Below are 22,085 nucleotides of genomic sequence, written 5' to 3'. Positions count from 1 at the left end.
CTCTTCCGGATACCGGCCGCCTTCGCCGACGGAATACTTACAGAGCACGGGAAAGGCTCGATCAGGCTCGTGTGTCGTATTCGGCGGCCCGAGGCGGGCGCGACTCGCTGGGAAACGCAGTGCGGTGCCGCACGAACCCCGTGCACACCGCGGCGACAACGGCCACAGAAGCGAACAGGACCAAGCTGGTTGCCGCGCTGGCACCGGCGCCGACAATCAAACCCGTGACAACGGGACCGACGATGGACCCCAGCCTCCCTGCGGCCGACACCCAGGCCACACCTGACGCGCGGCAGGACGCCGGATAGAAGTTCGCGGCGAACCCGTAGATCAGGACCTGCGCGCCGAGGGTGCCGCCCCCGGTGAGGAATGCGAGTGCGAGCAGCACCGGAGTGGGCAGGTCGGCAGTCAGCAGGACGATGCATACCGCGGCGAGCGCGAGCACGGAAGCGGTCACGACGCGGGGTCCGGCGAGATCGGCGACACGGCCGCCGAGCACGGGGACGAGCATGCCGCCTGCGCTCAGCAGGAGCAGGAACAGCAGTGACGTCGACGGACTGTGCCCGGTGCTCTGCATCAGCACCGGCAGCCAGGTCGACAGTCCGTAAACCAGCAGCAGAGTGAGAATGCTCAGCAATCCCAGCAAGACCGTCACCCGCAAGTAATCCCGGGAGAACAGGCCCCTCATCCCCCCGCTGACCCGCTCAGCGGCGGCCGGGCCGGGCGTCGCCCCGCCCGAGAGCCGGAAGTCGGCGGCAATGGCGTCGGCCTGCGCAGTGCGGCCGTGCGCACGGAGCCACTCCGGCGATTCCGGCAGCAGGACAGCCAGCGCCGGCACCAGGACCACCAACGGGAGCGCGCCGAGCCAGAACATCACGCGCGGCCCGAACTGCGACAGCAGTGCCAGAGCCAGCAACGACGAGGCGATGCCCCCTGCTGCGGCACCGGTCCATGCGATGGCGCTGTAGGACTGACCGCGGCCGCGCGGCGCGAACTCCACCGCGGTCACACCAGCCGCGGCCACAGCCGACCCGACCCCGAGGCCCACCATGAACCGGGCGATGCCGAACATCGGAACGCCGGCCGGCAAGGCACACACGGCCATCCAGGACGAGAACCACACGGTGCCCACGATGAGCGTCCGGCGTCTGCCCAGGCGATCGGCCAGCGCGCCGGCGAAGAGCGAGCCGATCAGCAGACCGACCAGCGAGCAGCTGCCGATCAGTCCTGCCGTCGCCGGGGTGAGCCCCCAGGAAGGCGTCTTCAGGATTGTCGGCAGCACCGTCCCGTAGACGATCAGGTCGTAGCCCTCGATCACGATTACGCAGAAGCACAGCAACAAAATCAGCTTCCGTGAAATATGCATTCCACCCCGAGTAGCCATGCTCGTTTCCGTCCTTCTCCGTGTCGTCATTGACCGCGCAGACGCGCATCGAGCGGGATCCCGCGTGCTGCCGAGTAGTGTGTGGCACCTGACGGGCAGGTCACCAGTTCCGGAACCTTCCTAGTAATGGCAGTTACCAGGCACGAGGGAGAACGCTTGTGCTTATCGAGGACCCCGAACGCAGGCAGCAGCTCGCCGCTTTTCTCCGCGCGCGGCGCACGGCGATCGATCCGTCGGCAGCAGGCTTCCCGGCTACCGGCCGTCGTCGTACGGCCGGATTGCGCCGAGAGGAGGTGGCGGTACTGGCCGAGATCAGCACCACGTTGTACACCTGGCTCGAGCAAGCACGCCCGATTCCGGTCTCCGCCGCCGCCCTCACCCGCGTCGCCGCGGCGCTGGCGTGCACCGACGAGGAAACACAACTGGTGCTCACGCTCCTCAGCGGTCGCGGGCCGGCATCACCAGAGCACGATGGCTCCGCCGGCGTGCCTGAGGGCCTCCTCAGGCTGGTGGCTCAACACGACCCGGCACCGGCCTGGATGGTCGGGCCGCGCTGGGAAGGATTCGGACAGAACGAGAGCGCGAAGCTCGTGTTCGGCGACTGGACCCGCCTGGACGTCGCGGATCGAGGCATCCTCAGCCTGATGTTCACTGATCCGTTCATGCGCACCCTGTTTCGGGACTGGCACGAGCAGGCACGGCTACTGCTCGCGGAGTTCCGGCTGAGCACCGCGCTGCACTCGGGAGATCCCGCGCTCAGCACGATGGTGAACCGGCTCACCGAGGCGAGTCCCGAGTTCCGTCAGTGGTGGCAGCAGTATCCCGCGCAAACCCGCGGCGAAGCCGCCATCACACTCGATCACCCCGGATTGGGGACTCTCGTGTTCCAGCACGTGCCGGTGCGGACCCAGCACGGTCCGAACATCCGCGTCAGCTTCCTGATCCCCGCCGACGGACCGACTTCGGACAAACTGCGATCGACGGGCGTCCGGTCCCGCTTTGGCCCCGGTGCCCTCACCGGTGAGTAACTCCCTCCGATGTGGCCAAGCCGCAAGTTGGCGTGACACAGCGATGGGGCCGGTCCGCTTGGCCCGCAACCGCCGCCGACCGGGTAAGCCGAGGTCCGCGCGGGCGACGAATACCTGAGCGAGTGCCGAGCACCCGCTCGGACTGCAGGCTTCGGCGCAGCTCGTAGCGACCCGTACCGCTCACGGTTGCCCGCGACCGGCTCAGACGGTAAGGACGAGTTTGCCCTGGAGATGCCCGGTGTCGAGTAGCCGGTGCGCGTGGGCGATGCGATCGAAAGGGAACGTTTCCTGTACGTGGACCCGAAGCTTGCCCTGTTCGACGAGTTCTACGAGACCTCGCAGCGCGACCGGATCGGGATCGACCGCGATGCCGCTGAAGCGCATGTCGGCTGCCTCGAATTTGGCGGCGAGCTCGGAATCGTCCTCGGCGACCGCCGTCACCAGGTGACCGCCTGGGCGGAGCACACCGAGCGAGCGCTCGGCGGTGTCGCCGCCGAGCGTGTCCAGCACGAGGTCGACCTCGCCGACCGTCTCGGTGAAGTCGGTCGTCGTGTAGTCGATCACTTCGTCGGCGCCAAGCGCCTCGGCAAACTCTCGTTTGCTCCCGCTGGCGGTCGTGATCACGTGCGCGCCGAGGGCCTTCGCGATCTGAATCGCGACGTGGCCGACCCCGCCGCCACCGCCGTGGACCAGGACGCGGTCGCCGGCGGTTACGCCGCCAAGGTCGACGAGACCCTGCCACGCAGTGAGCCCGACCACCGGCAACGCCGAGGCCTCGATGTGCGAGAGCGACGCCGGTTTGCGCGCCAAGTGCAATGCCGGGGCCGCCACGAGTTCTGCGTACGCGTTGGCCGCTCGGGGGAACATCGGCATTCCGAACACTTCGTCGCCGGGCCTGAACCGGTATGTCAGCGCTTCTTCGACCACGCCGCTGATGTCCCAGCCGAGAACGAACGGCGGCTTTCCGAGCAGTGGGAACTCGCCGGCGCGCAGACGCGCCTCCAGCGGGTTCAGCCCGATCGCCTTGACCCGGACGAGGACCTCGGTCGGGAGGGGCTGGGGCACCGGCGCGTCCGCGATGACGAGCGCCTCGGGACCGCCGAGCGCCTGCCTGGTGATGACTCGCATGACTCTCCTGGCTGTGAAGGGGAACAGAAACCCAGCGTAGGTGTCCGATAGGAACCGCCAGGTACCTTTGGCTCCATGAGCGGTTTCGGTGGCGGTGAGGTCTTTCTCGCGGACTGTCCGGCGCGGCTGGCGGTCGAACTGATCGCCGACAAGTGGACGGTGGTCGTGCTCGCCGGCCTGAGCAGAGGCCCCGTGCGACATGGTGAGCTGATCGAGCTGATCGGCGGCATCTCCCGCAAGATGCTCACTCAGACGCTGCGACGGCTCGAATCGCACGGACTTGTCCGCCGCCACGCCTACGCCGAGGTGCCGCCCCGCGTCGAGTACGAACTCACCCCGCTCGGGGCGACGCTGACCGACCCGATCCAGGTACTAACCGACTGGGCGAGGGCGAACGGCGACGCCGTGCTCGCCGCGCTCGACGCCGGTTCCGAGCCGATCGCCCGTCAGAGCTGACTCCTCGCCGCTCTCCAGGTCATCCCCTGACGTCGGCGGATGGCCGTGCTCAGGTCGGGTGTCTCGAGTTAGAGCAACGGCTCGACCTCCTGCATGCTGACGTTCTCACCGCCGGTCTTGACTGTCCCCTTGCGACGGCCGCGGCAGCAAAGGAAGCTCTCCTCCTCCAGCCAGCCGATGTCGCCGCTGCGGAAGAATTCCGTCTCCCCCTCGGTGAGGTCTTGGCTGGCCCTGGGCTCGACGGCGAGGGCTTGTTGCCCGGAAGAGGCCGACATCCTGCGCGCGACGTGTATTTGTCAATACAATCGGGCTCTTCCCGGTCCACCCGATGGCTTTCTGTTGCGGTCACTACAAGAGCGCGGGTGAAGGCGTGGCAGGCGAAAGTCGCCGACGCGGATTAGGCGCTGCAAAGTAGATCAACCCTCACGGCCTGCGGGAGGGTCTCCCTTCCGGCCAGCGATGGCTCAAGGGCAGTTGGCCTGCCGTGCGCGCCTCGCGCTGTTCGTTCACCCATCGCTCCACCTGGTCCACGGATTTCGCAACGGGTTGACCGGTAGTGTCAAGCAGGCGGGTGCACCACCGTGGATCCTCGGCGGCCCACCCTGTCCAGCGGTGCCAGGCCATGTCCGACCGGCTGCCCGCGGTGATTGCTTCGGGTCGATACCGTGGATCCCGTCCAGCAGCGGAGCAGAGGGAGCCGCCAGGACCTCGCCCAGCGGCGACTGCCCGGTCAGCAGGAGGTCGATCCCGCAGTCTTGATACTCCAACGCGCGCCGCACCCACAGTTCGGTTGTGCGGTGGCGCCAGTGATGATCAGGACGCTCCGGCACGCCGACCTCGTCGAAGTCGTGCACGGCGACCCGCTGGAGCCGGTCAGCGACAGCGAAAGCCAGCGTGGACTTGCCGGAACAGCTCGATCCGGTCAGCTTGAGCAGCATGTCGTCAGGGTGACAGCCAGCCTGCGGCAAAGCATCGCATTAACTGTTCTCCCGTAGGGAATTGGATCCCAGGCTCGCGCTCAACCCGAACAGCCAGATGCTCCGCTTGGCGAGCGAGGACGCGATCGGTCGCTCACGCGACCTCTCCGTGCAGGTTCTTCGCGGTGCCGCTGGTGGGCACCTTCGCCGGGTCCGGGTGGGTGCCGAGCACGCGGTCCGATGTACCGCTCGTGGTGATCGAGAACCAGTAGTGCTCGTTCTTGTAGTGGTGCAGCCGGTGGTTGCGCCAGATCACCTTGTAGGCGCGTGATTTCGGCCGATAGTCGCTGTGGATCAGGTAGTGCGTCCACTCGTAGATCCCGAGGGCGAGCGCCTCGGTGAGCATGTACGACAGGATCTCGCCCCACGATGCCCCGACCAGCAGGCCGACCGCGATCGGGAGTGCGCAGCCGACGATGAGGATGACCCAGATCAGTGAACGCCAGGGCACGAATACCAGCGGTACGTCGCGTGGTTCGGCGTGGTGCCGCCGGTGGTCGCGGGCGAGCAGGGTGTCGACGTACGCACCGGCGATCCGACGCGGGCGCCAGTGCAGGATGAAGACGTGGATAGTCCACTCGATGAAGGGGAAGAGCGCGACGAAAACGAGCGGTGCCCATAGGTCGCTGAGTGCCCACTGCGCGACGACGAGACGACCGGTCAGCGCACCGACGATGAAGGCGCTGATCATCCACGGAGACGGATAGCGCCAGAACGCGCGCCACGTCGAACCGAGCGTCACTGCCGGCCGGCGCGCCAGCTCCCGCTCGGCCGCATTCAGCCGTTCCTGCGCGAGTCGCTCCACGTGGTCGTTCACGAAGGGTCCTCCTGCAATGTGTCGATCATCGAGGTCAGCGCATCGGTCGCCGACGTGAGCAGCTGCGTGGCCTGGTCGCGTGCCGTACCGCCGTCGCCGGAGCTCACTGCCTCGGCCAGCCGCCGGTAGGTGTCGATCTGGTCGACCTCCGCGGACATCACCGAGGCGAGGGCATCGATCAGTGGCAAGTACGCCGCGCGCATGCTGTTGAACATCAGCCGGAACGCGATCGAGTCGGCACCGTCGACGAGCACCTGCCAGTAGTCCAGCGCAGCACGCTGCCGCGCGACCGGATCCAGGTCGGACTCCAGCGCTTCCACCGCGTGCTGCAGCGGCTTCGCCAGCTTCGTGCCCCCGCGTTCCGCGGCGAGCTGTGCGATCCGCGGGCCGACGTACGCCCGGGCCTCGAGGATGCTGCGCGCGACGGTGAGGTCGATCCGGCCCTGCACCACCAACAGGCGCGGGAGCAGGTCCAGGCCGCCGTGTCGGCGGAAGTCGCGGACGGTGGTCGTGTCGCCCTGCCGTACCTCGACGTATCCCGCATGGGAGAGCCGTTGCAGCGCCTCGCGGACCGCCGGGCGCGACACCCCGAGGACCTCGGCAAGCCGGCGCTCGCTGGGCAGCCGCTCACCAGCGGCCATATCGCCCGCCATCAGCTCGCCGAGGAGCTGGTCGTAGACCTCGTCGGGAACGGACCGTCGAGCGACTGGCTGCAAGTGCATGTGCGGACCGTACGACGCGAGCGGCCACTGGTCAAGTGGTCATACCAGTGCTGAGGACGAGCAGTGCCGCGCACCGAATGGAGGAATCGGGCTTCCACACCGGACTACCGCACAACCGACCAGCGACCCTCCATTGTGGATCCACCAGCAGCCGCCAGGCCCGGATCGAGATCGCCGGGGCGGCTACCTGCGCCCAGCGGGTGTCCCTAGCGTGGCCCGAGCCCGGCCAGGGGCCGCTGTTCCGGTGTGTCGCCAAAACGCACGCCAGCGCGATCGCACTCTGCTGATGCATTGGCTTCGCCGCACGTAAACCCTTTGCTTCCAAGGGTTTACGACCCCTGACTGGCTCGCAATACCCAGATACCCGTACGTTGTCCGGGCCGTTCGTCGCGCACCGGGAGAAGCGGCGGCGAGTTCGAGCGCTCACGATTGCAGGTCAGCCGCGAACTCTCTGGCGGCAAGCACCTCCGCATGCTGCGGGAGCACCGACGACAGGGGTCCTCGCGCAGCTGCGGATCCGGATCCGCGCACACGTCACTCAGGACGACGAGCCAGTAGTCGCGGTCCGCAGCGTCTGCCAGCGTGGACAACACCACGCCGCCGGCCGCGAGACCGGGTGCTCAGGAACTCGTGGAGCCTGCTGGTTTCAGGCTTTCGATTTGCTCAAGACCGGCGGCGGCGTGAGGACCGGTGAGGCGGTGAAAGCGGGGGCTCTGCTCGCACAGGGACCGCGTACCGTGCTGCATCGGCATAGGCCGAAAGGTCCGCGCCGGGTCCGCATCCCAGGGCGAGGACTACCTGGCGAGCCCCATCTCGAATTCGGCGAGTGCGAGCGCCGGGTCGCGCGGCCCAGGTCGGACGCCTGCCAATCGCAATAGATAGTCGTCCGGCCTCGTCGTCTCGAACATCAGGTGCACCGTCCGCGTCACTCTGCAATACGGCGCAGGTCGAGGCCAGCGGCGAACACGGCCGCGGCGAGAGCGGCCAGCCCGCACGACAGCACCAGCGTGCCGGTCAGCAGCGTTTGCACGGCCGCGAGCGCCAGCCCTGCCCCGAGCAGCAACAACGCGAGGCGCAGCCGCCGGGTGCTCGGCAGCACGGCGAACCGGCCGACGCGTGCGGTCAGCAGGCACAAATGAATCGCAATGAAGCTGAGGACGGCCCAGTAGGAGCCGACCAGCAGGACCTTGGCCACGCCGGTCGGGTGGACGATCAATCCGCTGTGCGCGATCAGGAACAGGGTGCCGAACGCGAGGACCGGCGCGATGAGGCTGTGGGCAGCCGCGACGACCAGGCGTCCAAGCGTGGCCCAGTGCGGCGGCGGCAACGGTGCGGCCAGGGCCAGCCCGGCAAGGACCGGCGCGAACCACGCGCTGGTGGTGGGACGGCCGAGGTTCGCGGTGAGCGAGGCGGGGCCGGCCGCGCGCACCAGCAGCGTGGCTACGACGGTGACCGCGACGAACGCGGTGGTCAGGACCCGGCTGGTCTGTTCGTTCGCGGTTTCGGGCCAGTCGCTGGGATGCAGCCACAGTTTCGCGGCCCCGGCGGCGGTGTCGAACCAGGAGCGCGGTCCGGCCAGCCGCGCCTCGTGCACGATCTCGCTGCCCCATCGCTCGCGGATCCCGGGCGGATAGAGCCGCAGCAGCAGTGCGGGCACGTTCATGCCGGTGCGACCCCCAGCGCGCGCAGCCCGACCTGGGCAACCCGGGCCATCTGTTCGAGTTCCGCGCGCAAGGTCTCCCGTCCGGCTGCGGTGATGCGGACGGTGCGCTGCCGATCCCGCGCGTCGGACCGGCCCGCCACGGGCTCGATCAGGTGTCGCGCCTCCAGACGGGCGAGCGCGCCGTACAGGCTGCCCGGACCGAGCCGGGCCCCGGTCAGGTCCTCGATCGCGGTGTTGATGGCGTACCCGTGCAACGGGCCGCCGGCGAGCGCGGTGAGCACCAGCAGCTGAGCGTCGTTGCTGTGCATGCGTCCTCCTTGCTGCCCCAACCATAGTACGTGACTCGATGCTACGTGCCGCGTACTATCCAGGCATGGGTGAAGACGCAACAGGCAAGCGGAGACGCCGATGGCCGCGGTGGGTTCTCTGGATCGGGCTCGCCCTCGTTCTCGTGCTCGGCGGTTCCGTCGGCTACTTCGCGATCCGGGCCGCGCAGCCGGTCACGCTGCCCGCCCCGACCGGCCCCTACCAGGTCGGCCGGACCATCCTCGAATGGACCGACCGCACCCGCGCCGATCCGCTCGCGCCGGGCCCGGGTAAGCCACGAGAGCTGTCGGTCTGGCTGTGGTATCCGGGCCGGCCCGGCCCCGGTGCGCAGCCCGCGCCCTACGCTCCGGGCGCCTGGACGGGATTGCATGTCGGCGGTCCGGCCGCCCTTGGCGAAACCAGCTTCACCGACGTTCGGGACCACTCATTCGCCGATGCGCCGATCGCCGCCGGCCGGTTCCCCGTCGTCGTGCTGGAACCGGGGATGGGCCTCGCCGCGCCGCAATACACCACGCTCGCGGAAAACCTGGCCAGCCACGGCTATCTGGTCGTCGGCGTCACCCCCACCTACAGTGCGAACCTCACCGTCCTGAACGGACAGGCGGTGGCCGGCACGGACGCAGGCAAGCCGGCATCGACCGACTCCGCGAACGAGCATGCGGGCCAAGCGCAGACCGACGGCGACCGGCTGATCGCCATCTGGGCCGCAGACGGCAGATTCGCCGCCACACAGGCCGCGACACTGAACTCCAGCGGCCGGTTCACCGGGCACATCAACGCCAGCACCGTCGTATACATCGGCCACTCCTTCGGCGGCAGCTCCGCGCTGGAGGCGTGCCGCACCGATCCCCACTGCGCCGGCGCGGCCGACCTCGACGGCACTCAGTACGGCCCCGTCGTGCACCTCGGGCTGGCCAAACCAATGCTGCTGATCGGCAGCGACAACTCCTGCATCACCGGCACCTGCCGACCCGCCGACGCGGGCGACCGGGCCAGTCAGGACGCCGCCCGCACCCTGCTGGCCGCCAGCACCGACGGTGCCTGGTGCTACCAGATCACCGGAGCCGAGCATTTCAATTTCAGCGACTACGGCAGCTACTACCTCGCCGCACCGATCCGGTCCCAAATCCCGCTCGGTCCCATCGACGGCACCGAAGCGCTCACCATCGCCAACGCCTACCTTGCCGCGTTCGCCGACCACGTGACTCAGAGCCGTCCCGAACCACTGCTGACCGGCCCGACCCCCTATTCCCAGGTCCGCGTTCAGCGCACCGCATTCTAAGAGCGTGTCTCAGTTGGCTGGGGCACCGCGATCGCGCGTGGACGTCCGTGAAGGGCCCCTTGAGGGACTCAGATTCCCTCAAGAGGCCCTTCACGGACGAGCCCGCCCCGTCCACTGCACCAAACGAGACACGCTCTAAGCCGACCGCGTGTCCCTGACGATCCGCCGGGACCCGGACCGGTCCGAGTTCTCCGCCGGCTCCGCGCTCGACCGGCACGGAACACCGCACCCGTTCACGTCCGACTAGTCCGGCAGATTCCGCCGTTCCCAATACTTCTCACCCAGAGAGCACAAATAGCATTCCAAGAACTCCGCAAAACTGCCGCCTCCAGGATACCATTCAGTCCGACCGTCCATCGGCAAGGAAAAGGAGCGAGAACGACCAGCTCCTCATCTCCAATGAACTCGCCCGCCACAATATCGCGAGAACGGTAATCGGAAGCACGATGGGACAATTCTTCAATTGTTCGCTTCAGTGCAGCTTCAGGCGAGAGGAGGACAAATCCCCACTGACCATACTCTACGCCTTCAAACTGTCGAGACTGCCGACTGACCAGCCACGCTTGGACCAGTTCGTCTGGTACATCACGGCCGCGCCATGCCGAAGCTATCTCCGGACGGGTAGCAGGCTCCGCACATGAACATGCAAGCTTGAACGGGTTTCCCCCAAGCCCGTCACATGGTTTCTCATACGTCCGGTGCGCATTAAGGTTCGCTGATACGTCAGCTGCCATCGTCAATTACCAAGGGTTGAACTCCTGTTGAGGCACCGATCGAAGCACCGGAACGAGGTTCATAAAGTCATGCGTACCACCGTACTCCCGCCGCGCTTCCGCGGGTCGGCGGTCGTGCAGCAGGGTCCCGACGGCAACGATCCCCATACCCCCGCCAGCAATACCGTCTACGTGATCGCCGCGGTCGGCTCCTTTGCCCGAGGAACCCGACGTGACCAAACTCGGGACGCTGCGCAACACGGTCCGCGACATCGCCTGACCGATGCGGGCAGCGGCACGATCGGGCAGGCGGCCTCGGCGCGAGCTGACCGCCACTGCATCGCCCGCCGTCGCTGCGACGGCGCTGCGGTCAACCCCGCAGCGATGACCGGGCGGCCTCCCCGGGTGCGCCGTTGAGACGATGCCGCTCGTGGATGTAGACCGCCTGGCCGACCGCGCCGAGCATCATCCCGAACGAGCCGATGATGAACAACCAGATCGCGACGAGCTCGGTCGCATGCCAGATGAACAGGACACTCCCGACGAAGAAGATGACGTTGCCGACCACCCCGATGGCGAGGTGCGCGACGGGGAACTCACGGATGAAGATCTTGACGTTCACTCCGGAGGACTACCCGCGCCGAAGGCGGACAACCATTCGATTATTCGAGGTGCGCCTCTACCCCGTTTGGCCACCGCCGGGCCGCAGCGGCGCGCAGGCCGCGACGCCGATCAGAACAAGCTGGTCGACCAAGGCGTCGTCGCTGATGTCCAGGTCGTCCTGCAGGCGGCGTTCGACCAGCTCGGTGACGCCCGCTACGAGGACGAGCAGGGTCGTCGCGGGATCTTGGGGGCCTGCGTCGTCCAGCTCGCCGGTCAGGGCCGCGACGAACCCGTCGAGGGCGGCGTTGCGGCGAATTCGCAGGACTGGGTGCGCGGAGGCTTCGGCCCACAGCCGAGACCAGCCACGGTCGGACGACAGGGTCGTGAGAACTGTTCGCACCGCTTCGCGTACGCGTTGCTCGAAGACGGGCGGAGCCGATGCGAGCGTTGCGGACAAGGCGGCTCGCAAGGCTTCGACCGCGTCGTCGAACATCGCCGCCAGCATGGCGTCCATGCCGGTGAAGCTCTCGTAGAAGTAGCGCTTGGTCAGCCCTGCCTGGCGGCAGACGCCGTCGACCGACAGGCCGGCCACGCCGTTCTCCGCGACCTGCGCACGTCCGGCGGCGAGCAAGCGCGCCCGGCGTGCGGTGGTGCGGTCTTCGGCGCTGACGCCGCGGTGGGGGCGGATGACGGTACGTGCCACGCCCCATCTTGACACGAGGTCGTTCCAGGCAGCATGGTGAAAGTTGACACGGCGTAGTGTCAAAAGGAGGCCGGTCGATGGTTGGCGCGAGCAAGGCGATCGAGAGGACAGCGGCCGGGCGCCGCTGGCGGACCGGCGGCGCGGAACGCCGGCGCATCGCGCGGCTGGACCCGGAGGCGGATCACGTCGAGATCGCGCGGTCCAGCCTGCAGGTGCTGCACGGCAACCGGCGGCTGGTCCTCGCGATGTTCACCATCGCGTTCATGAAGCAGGTCGCGGTGCCGGCCATGGCCCGGATCCTGTGGCGACGCGGCACCGGTGACATCATCCGCGACACGGCACTGCGCAACGACGACACCATCCTGTTCTTCGGCCAGCTCTTGGACCACGGGCCCGACTCGCCGGAAGGCATCGCGTGGATCGAGCGGATGAACGAGATCCACGCCCACTTCCCGATCCGCAATGACGATGCGCTCTACACGTTGAGCACCCTGGCGCTCGACCCGGCGGCCGTAGCGCTCGCTCTGGGAGCACGGCCGTTCACGCCGGCGGAACTCGAAGCCCATTGGCGGTTCTGGCGGGCGGTCGCCCAGCGACAGCACTTGAACGGCATCCCCACCACCCGCGCCGGCATGCAGCAGTGGGCAGACGACTACGAGCGCCGCGAGTTCGCCCCCAGCACGGCCGGTCGAGCGGTCGCCGAAGCTCTCGCCGAAGACTTCGCCGCGCGCGTCCTGCCGGGCCCGCTCCGGCCGCTGGGGCGGGAAGTCCTCGCCGCGATCAGCCCGTCGAATCTGCGTCGGGTACACAGCCTGCCCGATCCCCGGTTCGCGGTCCGGACGGCGGTGCGCCTCGCGGGCCGGTCCTATCTGGACGGTGTCGTCATCCGCCCGGTTCCGCTCGATCGCTCCCTGGTTCGCACGTTCGGCGGCCAGCGCGGCCACACCGACGATCCGGATTCGGTCGGCTACCGCCGCGGTTGCCCTGCTTAGGAGGTAGCCGAGGCGGGAGTGAAGCCGGTTGGCGGACTCGGCCAACGCGTTGGCCGCAGGCATTTCCCACCGGCTCGATCGACGCGCAGAGTCCTTGCAACGCAAAGGACTCGATGAACTCGTGGTCGGCAATCGTTCTCCGCCTGCCCTATCGGCTGCGAAGCACGAGTCCGGTCTGGAAGGCGATGATCGCCAGCTGGACGCGGTCCCGGGCCTCGAGCTTGGCGAACAGACGCGCGACATGAGTCTTCGCCGTCGCCACGCTGATCACCAATCGTTCGGCGATCTCCGTGTTCGACAGTCCCTGTCCGACCAGTGTCAGCACCTCGCGCTCCCGGTCGGTGATCTCCCCGAGGAGACTCGAGTCCGTGGCGGGTTCGGGGTCCGGTCCGGGGGACGCGGGGCGGGACGCGCCCGCGAAGTCCGCGATCAGCCGGCGGGTCACGCTGGGCGCGATCAGTGCGTCCCCGGCGGCCACCACGCGGATCGCGTCCAGGATCGCGTCCAGGGCCATGCTCTTGAGGAGGAATCCGCTTGCCCCGGCACGCAATGCGCCGTAGACGTACTCGTCGTCGTCGAAGGTCGTCAGCACCAGCACCTTGGGCGCATCCGGCTCGGCGGTCGCCTGGCGGGTCGCCTCGATCCCGTCCATGCCCGGCATCCGGATGTCCATCACCACGACGTCCGGCCGCAGCTCACGCGCCAGGCGCACGGCCTCCCGGCCGTCGCCGGCCTGGCCGGCCACCTCCAGATCCTCGGTGTCGCCGATCAGGATCGCGAGCCCAACCAGCATCAGCGGCTGGTCGTCGACCAGCAGCACCCGCACGCTCATGCCGGAAGCCTTGCCGTCACCCGGAACCCGCCCTCCGGACGCCGGCCCGCGCTGAACTGGCCGGACAACAGCGTGACCCGCTCGCGCATGCCGAGCAGGCCGAAGCCGCTCCCGCCGGCCGCCGGGAGCTTCGGACGGCCCGGGCCGCCGAGACCGTCGTCCCCGTCGTCCACCACCTCGACCGTCACGCCTTCCGGCTCGTAACCGACCGCGACCCGGCACGCGGCCGCTCCGGAATGCCGCACCACGTTCGTCACCGACTCCTGGACGATCCGGAACGCCGACAGTTCGATCTCCGGCGGCAGCGGACGCCGCTCGCCCCGCCAGCTCACGTGGACCCGCACCCCGGCGTCGGCCGTCCGTTCGGCGAGCTGCGGGATTTCGGCCAGGCTGCCGGCCGGCGCCAGCGGAGCAGCAGGCGGCAGGGCGTCGTCCGGCTCGGCGCGGCGTAGCGCGCCGAGCATGCGCTGCAGCTCGAGTAGCGTCTGCCGGCTGGTGGTCTCGATGCCGGTCAACGCCTGCCGTGCCTGCTCGGGCTTGGACTCAACGACCCGCGCCGCCGCTCCCGACAGCACCGTGATGATCCCGATGCTGTGCGCGACGCTGTCGTGCAATTCGCGGGCGATCTGAAGCCGCTCGGTCACGACGGCGCGGGCCGCCCGCTGCTCGTCCAGTGCTTCGACGTATTCACGGCGTTTGCGATACACCCCTCCGAAGACCCACGCGACCGCGAACCACAACGCGGACTGCCCAGCCCATTGGGCCGCGTCGCTGAGGGTTTCCCCGGGGTACGAGTGGATGTCGCTGGCGAACGCGGCCGCGACGCCCGCGACGGAGCCGACGGCGGCAGCCTTCGGCCGCCGGACGGCGAGGTACCCGCTCAAGGCGACGAGCAGGACAAGCACGATCCAGGGCCGCGCGCCGAAGAGGTCGCCGAGGACTGATTCGCCCAGGATCATGACGAAGACCACCGTCGGCAGACGGCGCACCAGCAGAACCGGAAGAGCGAGCACAACGCACAGACCCACCAGCTGAGGGAACCGGAGGGTGGGATACCGGAGCAGGCCGGCGTAGCCCGCGACCTCATGGGTCGGCATCGTCTCGCCGAGCATCAGCGCGTAGAAGCACGCGGTGACCAGCACCACGGCATGCGACATCAACCAGGTCACCCGCTTCGATGTCGAGAGACGCTGGAGAAGCTCTTCCATACGGAAGACCGTATGCAACGGCGTCAGCTTTGCGCGTCGCCCCGGGGAGGTACGCGCCGGTACACCTCAGGGACGACGGCCTTGGGCACGATGACATCCGCGGGCCGACGCGACGGACAGCGGTCTGTTCCTAGGTTCGTGGTCATGACGATTTCCCCGGTGATCGATCCTCGCGACGCGACGAAGAAATACGACGACGGCCCGGCCGGCGTGACCTTGTCCACGACGGTGCGGATGATCCTGGGTCCGCCCGATTCCGGTGCCCGCTGGCCGCTTCTGGTCTGTCCGGCGTTGCGCGCCGCCCTAGTGGCGGGTTCTCCCCGAGCATGAAGCAGGACCCGGAATGTCGGAGCACCAACACGATCGAAGCGCTCAGCAGCGCTGACCACTCGTCGGCGATACCGGACTTACCCGGTACGCGAAGCGCGCGACGTCTCGGCCGGGCCTTCGCCACCGCGGGCCTGATCATGATCCCGTGGATTCTTTATCTGTCGATGTCGTTGCCGAAGCAGGCGATGGACAGTCACTGGGCGCTCGCCTGGGTCGGTCTGGACAGTTGCGAGGCACTGACCCTGTTCGCCACCGGTCGATTCCTGAAGCAGGCGGACAATCGCTGCACGCTAACCGCCACCGCGGCCGCTGCGCTTCTTCTGACAGACGCCTGGTTCGACGTTACCGCGGCGACGTCCGGGGGCGAGCTGGCTATCGCGATCGTGATGGCAGTATGCGTGGAAATTCCCATCGCCATCGTGTGCACAGTCTTGGCCTCGCGACTGATCCGCCACCCATTCCCCCAGCGCGAAACCACTGAACAGGCAGCGCTGTGAAAGCCACGGTCAAGGCTTTGGACTTGGAACCCGCTGAGACGTAGCACCCGCGCGTGGTTCCCTCCACAGTTCATGCCTGACTCCGCTCAGCACTGAACGGAGGGCCATGTGCCCCGCTCACCCATGCTCGCGACGCCTATCACTCCGGCTGTTTCCCACAAGCGGCGCGCCAGCCTCGTCGGCGGGACCCGCTCGCTGTCCGGGCTCGTAGCGGCACTGAGTCCGTTCGATGCCGTGCCGGTGGTCGTGCCGTCCGCTAGCGGTATGGGCAGTGCTGATCGTCCGACCTCGCGATGGCAACCGCCGTATTTGAACCCCCCTCGGGCGCAGGCGTTTCCGGGAGTTGGCACCGACTGTCAGCGGACGAGGCGGAAGAACCCGCGCACCTGCTCGACCAGCGACTCCGGCTGCTCCATCGCGGCGAAGTGGCCGCCGCGCGGCATCTCCTCGAACCAGCGCAGGTCGGTGAACCGCAGCTCGGCTTCCCGCCTCGACGGGCGGGTGATATCGCGCGGGTAGATCGACAGCCCGGACGGCGCGGTGACCTTGTCCCGGAAGCTGGCGAAGCTCTCCCAGTACAGGCGCGCCGACGACGTCGCCGACGCGGTGAACCAGTAGACCGAGATCTCGTCGAGGATCTGCTGGCGCGACACCGCGTCTTCGGGGTGGCCGTTGTTGTCCGTCCAGGCCCAGAACTTCTCGGCGATCCAGGCGGCCTGGCCCGCCGGGGAGTCGGTGAGACCGTAGCCGAGCGTCTGCGGCCGGGTCGCCTGCTGCCCCGAGTAGCCTCGGCCGGTGCGCTGGAACTCCTTCGCGGCTTCGAGATTCGCCAGCTCGGCGGGCGTCGGGTCGGCGAAGCCGCCCAGTGCGACGGCTCCCATGTTCAGGTGCACACCGGCGACCCGCTCGGGCGCGACCTCGCCCAGTGCACCGGACACCGCCGAACCCCAGTCGCCGCCCTGCGCGCCGTACCGCTCGTAGCCCAGCGACACCATCAACGCGTCCCAAGCGCGCGCGATGCGCGTGACGTCCCACCCGGTCGTCGACGGCTTGTCGCTCCAGCCGTACCCGGGCAACGAGGGCGCGACCACGTGGAACGCGTCCGCCGGGTCCCCGCCGTGCGCGCGCGGATCGGTCAGCGGGCCGAGGACGTCCAGGAACTCCAGCACCGAACCCGGCCAGCCATGCGTGATGACGAGAGGGAACGCATCCGGCTCCGGCGAGCGGACGTGCACGAAGTGGATGCCGAGCCCGTCGACGGTGTCGCGGTACTGCGGGAAGGCGTTCAGCCGCCGGGCGAACCCGAAGTCGTAGTCCTCGGCCCAGCTGCGGCACAGCTCCTGCGCATAAGCCAGCGGCAGCCCCTGCGACCAGTCGTCCACCGGCTCGGGCTCGGGCCACCGCGTCCGGCGCAGCCGTTCACGCAGATCCGTGATCTCGGCTTCGGTGACGGTGACCTCGAACGGCTCTGCGGCCATCGCGGGTGCTTCCTTCCTCGTTCAGGAGCGGTCGGACAGATGCCAGGGGAACAGCCGACCGGCTCACGCGCCAGTCCGCCAGGCCGGGGTGAGGGCGAGTCCGCCGCTCAGCGCCCCTCGGGACCGGATCGTCGTCTCTTCCCGAGTGTGTTGTGACACGTGACAGCTATTATGGAGGTCACATTAAGGAACGGTGAGGAGACACGTCAAATGCCTGATGCGTGTTACACCGTCTCGGCGGTCCAGACGGCCGTCGATCTCGCCAACACCTTGAGGCCGATCAAGGGAGAGGACGCGCTCAAGACCGTGGCGCAGCTCCGGGACTTCCTCGACGACCATTCCCCGGCCGGGCCGGCCGGGCATTCGGGTTCGGGCGCGGACCGACGGGCCGGTCCGCGACGGCGTCTCACCCGCGCCGACCTGGCGGAAGTCCGCGTGTTGCGCGAGACGGTGCGTGCCGTGCTGGAACGAGCGAACACCGACGCGGCCGGGGCTGCGGCCCTGATCAACGATGGTCTGCGTCGCAGCCGAGCCACCCCGGCGCTGCGTCACGAGCACGACCGCTGGTGGACCGAGGTGACTTCCGATGCCGACCGCTGCTCGGCGCACCTGGCCGCGACCACGCTCAGCTCACTGGCTTCCGTGATCGCCACACTCGGCCCGGCTCGTCTCGGCGTATGTGCCGGGCTGAACTGCCGAGCCGCTTTCGTTGACCTGTCGCGCAATGGCTCGAAGCAGTACTGCACCCGAAACTGTGCGCACCGGGCCAGCGTCGCGGCCTACCGGAGCCGGCAAAGCCAGGGTTGAGTCTCGGCACCTGACCTGGTCAGACCGGCTCCGCGCTCCGTCCGAGCCGGTGACCGTGGGCGGGGCGCGCGGCTGGAACCGTTCGGTCACAGTGTCCCCCGGGTCGGTGGCGTTCGGGGCCCGTCCCTCCACAGTCAGGTGATCCAGAACGCGACATGATCGACAGTGCCGCGCAATGGAGCCATGACTACGACCTCGATGCGGCGGCCCGCCCGATTGGCCGGTCTCGTCCTGTCCCTCACGCTCACCGGCCTGTGCCTGGCGTCCCTGCCGGCTCAGGCGGCTGTCCCCCGGCCTGCGGCGCCGGCCGCGCATCAGCCGGCAGGCAAGAAGACTTCGATGCAGATCCATGCCGGTCCGGTCAAAGGCAAGGTGCACCGCGGAGAACAGATCCGCATCCACGGGCACGTCGCGACCGGCCCGCGCGGCCGCAGCGACGCCGGCGACACGCTGTACCTGCAAACACAGGTCCAGGCCGGGGTCTGGGTGAACCTCGCCTCCGCCCCGTGCGCACCGGACAGCGACTTCGACATCACCCTCGCGCAGAGCACGTCCGGGACCTTGACCTTGCGCATCTTCCACCCCGAAACCAGTGTGTTCGCCGCCGCCTTCTCCGACGTGTTCGCGGTCGTCGTGCTTTAGCCGCACGCCAGTTGGACCCGCGGATCGGATCGGCCGGCTGCTGCACCGCATCCGGCCGATCCGGCCCCGCCGCGCAATGAACCGCGCGGCACCGGCCGCGAGGTCAGGCTCGGCGGTGGATCGACTTCAACGCGAGATACGCCGCCAGCCCCTCCACGCCGTATTCGACGCCGAGGCCGGAGTCACGCCGGCCGCCGAAGGGCGCGGCATGGTTGGAGGCGAAGAAACCGATCCCGACCGAACCGGTGTCCATCCTTTGGGCCACCGCGAAAGCCTGGCTCGGGTCGCTGCCGAACACGACGCCGCCAAGGCCGAACACGGTGTCGTTGGCGAGGTTCGAATGCGGATGGGGGTCGTGCGGGGTCTGCAAGGCCACCCTCGTCTCGGGCGAGGTCGAACTGCTGTTTCCGGGCGCGCCCGCGGTTGGCCCCCGGGACGCTCGTCGCGGTCGCGTCATCACCTGTCAGACCACGACGGCGACGGACGCGGTCCTGAAAGTGTCCAGGTTGGGTCCTTTCGAGGAACGGCCGACGACCGACCACGTCGCGCGGCTGGCGCGCAAGCGCCGGATGGGTCCGGGCGCTACTGCTCGACCGCAACGCGGGAAGCATCCGGACCGCAGCTACTGCGTGCCGCGCCCGAGCTCCCCGGGCTCGTCCCGCCGTGCTGGCCGAGGACGAGGGCGGCCGGCGACGTGTCCTGCTGCCCGGCCGCGTTCTTCGGAGGAGCTTGTCCAAGTCGGACACGGCGAGACGGCTCGGGGGCCTGATCGAACCGACCTAGACAGCCGTGCCCCGGACATCGGACACGTCCTGGCCGATCATTTCTTGGCAGCGGCGAGGCGAAGCGTTGCCAGGACGCCGGCGTGGTCGCTGGGCCACAGTCCGGACGGGGTCAGGTCGGCGGTGGCGGCACCGAGCAGGGAGTCCGCGACCGGGGTCAGTCCGCGTTCGAGCACCAGGTCGATCCGCTGGGTCGGGGTGGACTCGGCGGTGGCCGGGTCCTCCAGGTGCAGCGGCCAGGTGTTGCCGGCCTGGGCGGGATTCGTGGCGGTCCAGGTGTCGGTCAGCCCGTAGCCCAACAGGGCGCTATAGGTAGCAGAGACCCCGGGGCCGGTATTGAAGTCGGCGGCCGCGACCAGCGGCAGGCTGGTGCCGCCGGGTCCGGTGAGCAGTTCGGCGGCCTGGGCAGTGGCGATTTCCGCGGAGAACGCCTCCAGGTGGGTGGCCAGCACTCGGGTGGTGCGGCCCAGGCTGGTGACGTCGGCGGAAATCCAGCCACGCACGACGGGCACAATGCCCAACGGCGTCGGCACGCGAAGCTCGGCGGTGAAGTGTCCAGTGTGGACATTGGCGGTGGACAGCAGGTTGGCTGGCGCGTTGTCGCGGACGAGCAGCGCGTCCCGATCGGTCATGCGCACGTCGTAGCCCAGCAGCGTGGGCGCCTCGACATCAGACTCGTCCAGCGCGGCCACGACCCGGTAGTGCGCGTCGCGGGCGGCCAGCCCGTTCATCAGCAGACTGAGCTGGTCGTAGGCCACGTTCTGGGCCTGAGGTGTTCCCGTCGCACTCAGCGGGCCGGTGCGATAGAGCTCGGCCTCCTGCAACGACACCACATCGGGTTCGGCTGCGGCGATCTCGCCGGCGATCGCGCCCATCCGTTCCGGGATGCCGCTGGCCTGGACCTCCTGCCACACCTCGGTAGTGGCCTGCACGAGCTCCGGCGCCGTCTGCGCCGCGAAGATCGGCCCGTAGTCACTGCCCGAATCCAGGTTGCGCGTCATCACCGACAACGGCCGGCCCACTCCCACTGCCTGGGCGGGCACAACCGCCGCCAGGGTGGACACCGCGGCCACAACCGCCACCGCACTCCAGCGCGACACTACTGGCCACATCCCGCTGCGCTTCATGCCACGCAGTCGCCGCCCGGACAACCGCTGTTACAGCAACCCTCGGGACGGTCGGCGCTTCGCGGGTTCCACCCTGGTCTTCGGCAATTGTCCACCCCGTAGGCCGGTCAGGGCTTCCTGGCGGCTTGAGGGGATTCGGCCACCAGACCGGCGGATGTCGCCGAACGTAGCGGGGCTCAGCGGCGTTGCCGAACCGGAGCGGTCCCTACGATAGGAAAACATGGGGAGGAAACGGAAGAAAGCATCCGGGATCGCAGGCCGCTACTTCGGCTATCTGTTGTTGCCGATAATCGTATATGGCTGGACATCGGGCAACATGAGCGCAGCCTTCATCCTGATCGCCTCGTCGCTGACCATCCTGTACGCGCTCTTCGCAGTGCCTGCCTGGTGCATGGCTACCACCCGGGACGGGCTCGCCTGCCGCCGGAACTCCCACGGGCTGCTGCTCGGATGTTCCCTGCGCGAGCACAAGTGGCAGAAGCTGAAAATGTCTTTCCGCGCCAGCAAATGGGGCGAACTGTTCGGCAAATTCTGGAGCAACACGGCCAACGCCGCCGCAGCCGTCAGCGCCATGGCCGGTACCGGGTCCGCACTCGTCGCCGCCGTCGCTCTCGCCACGAAGTAGCTCTTGCCGCTGGGCTCGAGCCGACTGCCTGGCCATGTGCCGAAGGTGTTCCATCAGCTTGCACGAGGCGCGAATTCGGGTCGTTCAGGCGCATCCAATCCCGCGCGTCGTTCCCCTCCCCCGCCGTTCCCTGTCGGCACCTGAAGGAAGCACCGCAACAGACGTTTTGCAGCCACGCTTAACGCGACCCGGGCCATTCGGTTCGCGGTTCATCGGCGTTCCTCCCGAGCGCCGGATCCAAACAGGATCCGGCCCACGGACCGCAAGCACAACGCACCCGTCGATCTCGACCTCACGCGTTCGTGCGCCCGGGGTGCCGCCAGTTCAGCCCATCGAAGACGGCCGCGCGCACAGGTCCGCCGTGACGATCGGAACTAGGTACCGGTGCGCGAAGGCGCGCAGTCCGGGTTCGTCGTCCAGCGGGAGGTGACCGCGCGGGGTCACGATGAACGAGTGCGCCATCCGGACCAGCACTTCGGCCCTGGCCGCGAGGTCGTCGGCCGGGGGCAGCTGCCGGTCGCGGATCGACCGCTCGAGCAGGTCCACGGTGCCGGCCACGGCTATCTGGATCAGGCCGCTGGCCTCGGTTGTCATTTTGGGCAGCGCGGTCGCCGGTTCCAGCCTTCGCAGCCGGTTGATCAGCGGATGGTTCCAGAGGGTGTGCACCACGGTGGCGAACGCGACCGCGATCCGGTCGGCGATGGCGTCCTCCTTGTCCGCGGTGTCGAACACCGACGCGAAGATCCGGCGCGCCTCGCGGGCGTTCACAGCCTCGACCAGCTCGCTCTTGGACCCGACGCGGCGATAGATGGTCACCCGGTCCACCCCGGCCCGCCCGGCGACGTCTTCCAGCGTGGTTCGGCGGATGCCCACCTCCTCGAACAGGGCGAGGGCGGCGTCGAGGATGCGGTCGGTGGCGGAACCCGCGGTCGGGTGCGGCTCGTCGAAGCGGGCGGTCATGG

Annotated in this window: 25 protein-coding genes; 9 read left to right on the top strand and 16 right to left on the bottom strand. The window is 68.5% G+C overall.

Going from position 1 to position 22,085, the window contains the following annotated elements:
- Nucleotides 1-61 precede the first annotated feature (61 nt).
- Entirely contained in the window at nt 62-1,366 is a 1,305-nt protein-coding gene (locus AMYBE_RS41380) for an MFS transporter (protein WP_020659251.1), read from the bottom strand.
- Nucleotides 1,367-1,542: 176 nt separating this feature from the next.
- On the opposite strand from AMYBE_RS41380, the gene AMYBE_RS41375 reads away from it, so the two are divergent.
- Nucleotides 1,543-2,412: a helix-turn-helix transcriptional regulator gene (locus AMYBE_RS41375; protein WP_084469928.1), complete on the top strand. Its 870-nt coding sequence runs from the start codon at nt 1,543-1,545 to the stop codon at nt 2,410-2,412.
- Nucleotides 2,413-2,613: 201 nt separating this feature from the next.
- On the opposite strand, the gene AMYBE_RS0110075 is transcribed toward AMYBE_RS41375, so the two are convergent.
- Nucleotides 2,614-3,540 carry an NADP-dependent oxidoreductase gene (locus AMYBE_RS0110075; protein ID WP_020659249.1) on the bottom strand — a complete coding sequence of 309 codons (927 nt, stop codon included), beginning with the start codon at nt 3,538-3,540 and terminating at the stop codon, nt 2,614-2,616.
- Between the two features lie 75 nt (nt 3,541-3,615).
- Between AMYBE_RS0110075 and AMYBE_RS0110070 the strand changes: the two genes are divergently transcribed.
- Nucleotides 3,616-3,996, top strand: coding sequence for a winged helix-turn-helix transcriptional regulator (locus tag AMYBE_RS0110070; RefSeq protein ID WP_020659248.1), 381 nt, complete (start codon nt 3,616-3,618; stop codon nt 3,994-3,996).
- 68 nt (nt 3,997-4,064) lie between these two features.
- On the opposite strand, the gene AMYBE_RS0110065 is transcribed toward AMYBE_RS0110070, so the two are convergent.
- The 6 genes from AMYBE_RS0110065 to AMYBE_RS0110035 form a co-directional block, all read right to left on the bottom strand.
- A complete protein-coding gene (locus tag AMYBE_RS0110065; protein WP_020659247.1) occupies nt 4,065-4,271 on the bottom strand; it encodes a hypothetical protein in 207 nt (68 codons plus the stop codon).
- Between the two features lie 231 nt (nt 4,272-4,502).
- Complete coding sequence (locus tag AMYBE_RS41370; protein ID WP_020659246.1) at nt 4,503-4,934, bottom strand: hypothetical protein; 432 nt, start codon at nt 4,932-4,934, stop codon at nt 4,503-4,505.
- 133 nt (nt 4,935-5,067) lie between these two features.
- The gene (locus AMYBE_RS0110055) at nt 5,068-5,790 is read right to left on the bottom strand and encodes a sterol desaturase family protein (RefSeq protein ID WP_020659245.1); all 723 of its coding nucleotides are present in this window, start codon (nt 5,788-5,790) and stop codon (nt 5,068-5,070) included.
- On the bottom strand, nt 5,787-6,512 hold the full coding sequence (locus AMYBE_RS0110050; protein ID WP_020659244.1) for a FadR/GntR family transcriptional regulator: 726 nt from the start codon (nt 6,510-6,512) through the stop codon (nt 5,787-5,789). The genes AMYBE_RS0110055 and AMYBE_RS0110050 overlap by 4 nt, the downstream gene beginning before the upstream one ends.
- 925 nt (nt 6,513-7,437) lie before the next feature.
- Complete coding sequence (locus AMYBE_RS41365) at nt 7,438-8,175, bottom strand: hypothetical protein (RefSeq protein WP_020659242.1); 738 nt, start codon at nt 8,173-8,175, stop codon at nt 7,438-7,440.
- The gene (locus AMYBE_RS0110035; protein ID WP_020659241.1) at nt 8,172-8,483 is read right to left on the bottom strand and encodes a PadR family transcriptional regulator; all 312 of its coding nucleotides are present in this window, start codon (nt 8,481-8,483) and stop codon (nt 8,172-8,174) included. Before AMYBE_RS0110035 ends, AMYBE_RS41365 begins: the two co-directional genes overlap by 4 nt.
- A gap of 65 nt (nt 8,484-8,548) precedes the next feature.
- Here AMYBE_RS0110035 and AMYBE_RS0110030 point away from each other — a divergent pair, with 65 nt between their 5' ends.
- The gene (locus AMYBE_RS0110030) at nt 8,549-9,784 is read left to right on the top strand and encodes an alpha/beta hydrolase family protein (protein ID WP_051124666.1); all 1,236 of its coding nucleotides are present in this window, start codon (nt 8,549-8,551) and stop codon (nt 9,782-9,784) included.
- 1,083 nt (nt 9,785-10,867) lie between these two features.
- On the opposite strand, the gene AMYBE_RS0110020 is transcribed toward AMYBE_RS0110030, so the two are convergent.
- Both AMYBE_RS0110020 and AMYBE_RS0110015 read right to left on the bottom strand, forming a co-directional pair.
- Nucleotides 10,868-11,119: a YrhK family protein gene (locus AMYBE_RS0110020; protein WP_020659238.1), complete on the bottom strand. Its 252-nt coding sequence runs from the start codon at nt 11,117-11,119 to the stop codon at nt 10,868-10,870.
- Nucleotides 11,120-11,176: 57 nt separating this feature from the next.
- Nucleotides 11,177-11,803 carry a TetR/AcrR family transcriptional regulator gene (locus tag AMYBE_RS0110015; RefSeq protein ID WP_020659237.1) on the bottom strand — a complete coding sequence of 209 codons (627 nt, stop codon included), beginning with the start codon at nt 11,801-11,803 and terminating at the stop codon, nt 11,177-11,179.
- 77 nt (nt 11,804-11,880) lie between these two features.
- Between AMYBE_RS0110015 and AMYBE_RS0110010 the strand changes: the two genes are divergently transcribed.
- A complete protein-coding gene (locus tag AMYBE_RS0110010; RefSeq protein WP_020659236.1) occupies nt 11,881-12,795 on the top strand; it encodes an oxygenase MpaB family protein in 915 nt (304 codons plus the stop codon).
- Between the two features lie 148 nt (nt 12,796-12,943).
- Here AMYBE_RS0110010 and AMYBE_RS0110005 read toward each other — a convergent pair whose 3' ends face one another.
- Nucleotides 12,944-13,627 (bottom strand): response regulator, encoded by a 684-nt coding sequence (locus AMYBE_RS0110005; RefSeq protein WP_020659235.1) that lies wholly within the window; start codon nt 13,625-13,627, stop codon nt 12,944-12,946.
- Complete coding sequence (locus AMYBE_RS0110000; protein WP_245573174.1) at nt 13,624-14,835, bottom strand: sensor histidine kinase; 1,212 nt, start codon at nt 14,833-14,835, stop codon at nt 13,624-13,626. The genes AMYBE_RS0110005 and AMYBE_RS0110000 overlap by 4 nt, the downstream gene beginning before the upstream one ends.
- Before the next feature lie 144 nt (nt 14,836-14,979).
- Between AMYBE_RS0110000 and AMYBE_RS0109995 the strand changes: the two genes are divergently transcribed.
- Together AMYBE_RS0109995 and AMYBE_RS0109990 are read left to right on the top strand one after the other, a co-directional pair.
- Nucleotides 14,980-15,165: a hypothetical protein gene (locus tag AMYBE_RS0109995; protein WP_020659233.1), complete on the top strand. Its 186-nt coding sequence runs from the start codon at nt 14,980-14,982 to the stop codon at nt 15,163-15,165.
- Nucleotides 15,162-15,662, top strand: coding sequence for a hypothetical protein (locus AMYBE_RS0109990; protein WP_020659232.1), 501 nt, complete (start codon nt 15,162-15,164; stop codon nt 15,660-15,662). Before AMYBE_RS0109995 ends, AMYBE_RS0109990 begins: the two co-directional genes overlap by 4 nt.
- A 356-nt stretch (nt 15,663-16,018) precedes the next feature.
- Here the strand turns inward: AMYBE_RS0109990 and AMYBE_RS0109985 are convergent, their stop codons facing one another.
- Nucleotides 16,019-17,140: an epoxide hydrolase family protein gene (locus AMYBE_RS0109985; RefSeq protein WP_020659231.1), complete on the bottom strand. Its 1,122-nt coding sequence runs from the start codon at nt 17,138-17,140 to the stop codon at nt 16,019-16,021.
- Nucleotides 17,141-17,350: 210 nt separating this feature from the next.
- On the opposite strand from AMYBE_RS0109985, the gene AMYBE_RS0109980 reads away from it, so the two are divergent.
- Together AMYBE_RS0109980 and AMYBE_RS0109975 are read left to right on the top strand one after the other, a co-directional pair.
- Complete coding sequence (locus AMYBE_RS0109980; protein WP_020659230.1) at nt 17,351-17,947, top strand: CGNR zinc finger domain-containing protein; 597 nt, start codon at nt 17,351-17,353, stop codon at nt 17,945-17,947.
- A gap of 183 nt (nt 17,948-18,130) precedes the next feature.
- Nucleotides 18,131-18,589 carry a hypothetical protein gene (locus tag AMYBE_RS0109975; protein ID WP_154676156.1) on the top strand — a complete coding sequence of 153 codons (459 nt, stop codon included), beginning with the start codon at nt 18,131-18,133 and terminating at the stop codon, nt 18,587-18,589.
- A gap of 103 nt (nt 18,590-18,692) precedes the next feature.
- Here the strand turns inward: AMYBE_RS0109975 and AMYBE_RS46085 are convergent, their stop codons facing one another.
- Nucleotides 18,693-18,959, bottom strand: a complete 267-nt coding sequence (locus AMYBE_RS46085) for an aldehyde dehydrogenase family protein (RefSeq protein WP_245573173.1) — start codon at nt 18,957-18,959, stop codon at nt 18,693-18,695.
- A gap of 450 nt (nt 18,960-19,409) precedes the next feature.
- Complete coding sequence (locus AMYBE_RS46080; RefSeq protein WP_020659227.1) at nt 19,410-20,453, bottom strand: endonuclease/exonuclease/phosphatase family protein; 1,044 nt, start codon at nt 20,451-20,453, stop codon at nt 19,410-19,412.
- Nucleotides 20,454-20,718: 265 nt separating this feature from the next.
- Between AMYBE_RS46080 and AMYBE_RS41355 the strand changes: the two genes are divergently transcribed.
- Entirely contained in the window at nt 20,719-21,123 is a 405-nt protein-coding gene (locus AMYBE_RS41355) for a hypothetical protein (protein WP_027927534.1), read from the top strand.
- Between the two features lie 324 nt (nt 21,124-21,447).
- Here the strand turns inward: AMYBE_RS41355 and AMYBE_RS41350 are convergent, their stop codons facing one another.
- The gene (locus AMYBE_RS41350) at nt 21,448-22,083 is read right to left on the bottom strand and encodes a TetR/AcrR family transcriptional regulator (protein WP_020659225.1); all 636 of its coding nucleotides are present in this window, start codon (nt 22,081-22,083) and stop codon (nt 21,448-21,450) included.
- Nucleotides 22,084-22,085 lie beyond the last annotated feature (2 nt).

The sequence above is a fragment of the Amycolatopsis benzoatilytica AK 16/65 genome (genome assembly GCF_000383915.1).
Classification (GTDB): Bacteria; Actinomycetota; Actinomycetes; order Mycobacteriales; family Pseudonocardiaceae; genus Amycolatopsis; species Amycolatopsis benzoatilytica.
The sequence above is the reverse complement of the archived record's forward strand: the minus strand, read 5'-3'. Positions and strand labels throughout refer to the sequence as shown.

What these genes read in the sequence shown, in the direction of transcription:
- AMYBE_RS41380 (WP_020659251.1), bottom strand. Translation starts at nt 1,366, where the DNA reads ATGCATATTTCACGGAAGCTGATTTTGTTGCTGTGCTTCTGCGTAATC.
- AMYBE_RS0110075 (WP_020659249.1), bottom strand. Translation starts at nt 3,540, where the DNA reads ATGCGAGTCATCACCAGGCAGGCGCTCGGCGGTCCCGAGGCGCTCGTC.
- AMYBE_RS0110070 (WP_020659248.1), top strand. Translation starts at nt 3,616, where the DNA reads ATGAGCGGTTTCGGTGGCGGTGAGGTCTTTCTCGCGGACTGTCCGGCG.
- AMYBE_RS0110065 (WP_020659247.1), bottom strand. Translation starts at nt 4,271, where the DNA reads ATGTCGGCCTCTTCCGGGCAACAAGCCCTCGCCGTCGAGCCCAGGGCC.
- AMYBE_RS41370 (WP_020659246.1), bottom strand. Translation starts at nt 4,934, where the DNA reads ATGCTGCTCAAGCTGACCGGATCGAGCTGTTCCGGCAAGTCCACGCTG.
- AMYBE_RS0110050 (WP_020659244.1), bottom strand. Translation starts at nt 6,512, where the DNA reads ATGCACTTGCAGCCAGTCGCTCGACGGTCCGTTCCCGACGAGGTCTAC.
- AMYBE_RS41365 (WP_020659242.1), bottom strand. Translation starts at nt 8,175, where the DNA reads ATGAACGTGCCCGCACTGCTGCTGCGGCTCTATCCGCCCGGGATCCGC.
- AMYBE_RS0110035 (WP_020659241.1), bottom strand. Translation starts at nt 8,483, where the DNA reads ATGCACAGCAACGACGCTCAGCTGCTGGTGCTCACCGCGCTCGCCGGC.
- AMYBE_RS0110030 (WP_051124666.1), top strand. Translation starts at nt 8,549, where the DNA reads ATGGGTGAAGACGCAACAGGCAAGCGGAGACGCCGATGGCCGCGGTGG.
- AMYBE_RS0110010 (WP_020659236.1), top strand. Translation starts at nt 11,881, where the DNA reads ATGGTTGGCGCGAGCAAGGCGATCGAGAGGACAGCGGCCGGGCGCCGC.
- AMYBE_RS0110005 (WP_020659235.1), bottom strand. Translation starts at nt 13,627, where the DNA reads ATGAGCGTGCGGGTGCTGCTGGTCGACGACCAGCCGCTGATGCTGGTT.
- AMYBE_RS0110000 (WP_245573174.1), bottom strand. Translation starts at nt 14,835, where the DNA reads ATGGAAGAGCTTCTCCAGCGTCTCTCGACATCGAAGCGGGTGACCTGG.
- AMYBE_RS0109995 (WP_020659233.1), top strand. Translation starts at nt 14,980, where the DNA reads ATGACGATTTCCCCGGTGATCGATCCTCGCGACGCGACGAAGAAATAC.
- AMYBE_RS0109990 (WP_020659232.1), top strand. Translation starts at nt 15,162, where the DNA reads ATGAAGCAGGACCCGGAATGTCGGAGCACCAACACGATCGAAGCGCTC.
- AMYBE_RS0109985 (WP_020659231.1), bottom strand. Translation starts at nt 17,140, where the DNA reads ATGGCCGCAGAGCCGTTCGAGGTCACCGTCACCGAAGCCGAGATCACG.
- AMYBE_RS0109980 (WP_020659230.1), top strand. Translation starts at nt 17,351, where the DNA reads ATGCCTGATGCGTGTTACACCGTCTCGGCGGTCCAGACGGCCGTCGAT.
- AMYBE_RS0109975 (WP_154676156.1), top strand. Translation starts at nt 18,131, where the DNA reads ATGACTACGACCTCGATGCGGCGGCCCGCCCGATTGGCCGGTCTCGTC.
- AMYBE_RS41355 (WP_027927534.1), top strand. Translation starts at nt 20,719, where the DNA reads ATGGGGAGGAAACGGAAGAAAGCATCCGGGATCGCAGGCCGCTACTTC.
- AMYBE_RS41350 (WP_020659225.1), bottom strand. Translation starts at nt 22,083, where the DNA reads ATGACCGCCCGCTTCGACGAGCCGCACCCGACCGCGGGTTCCGCCACC.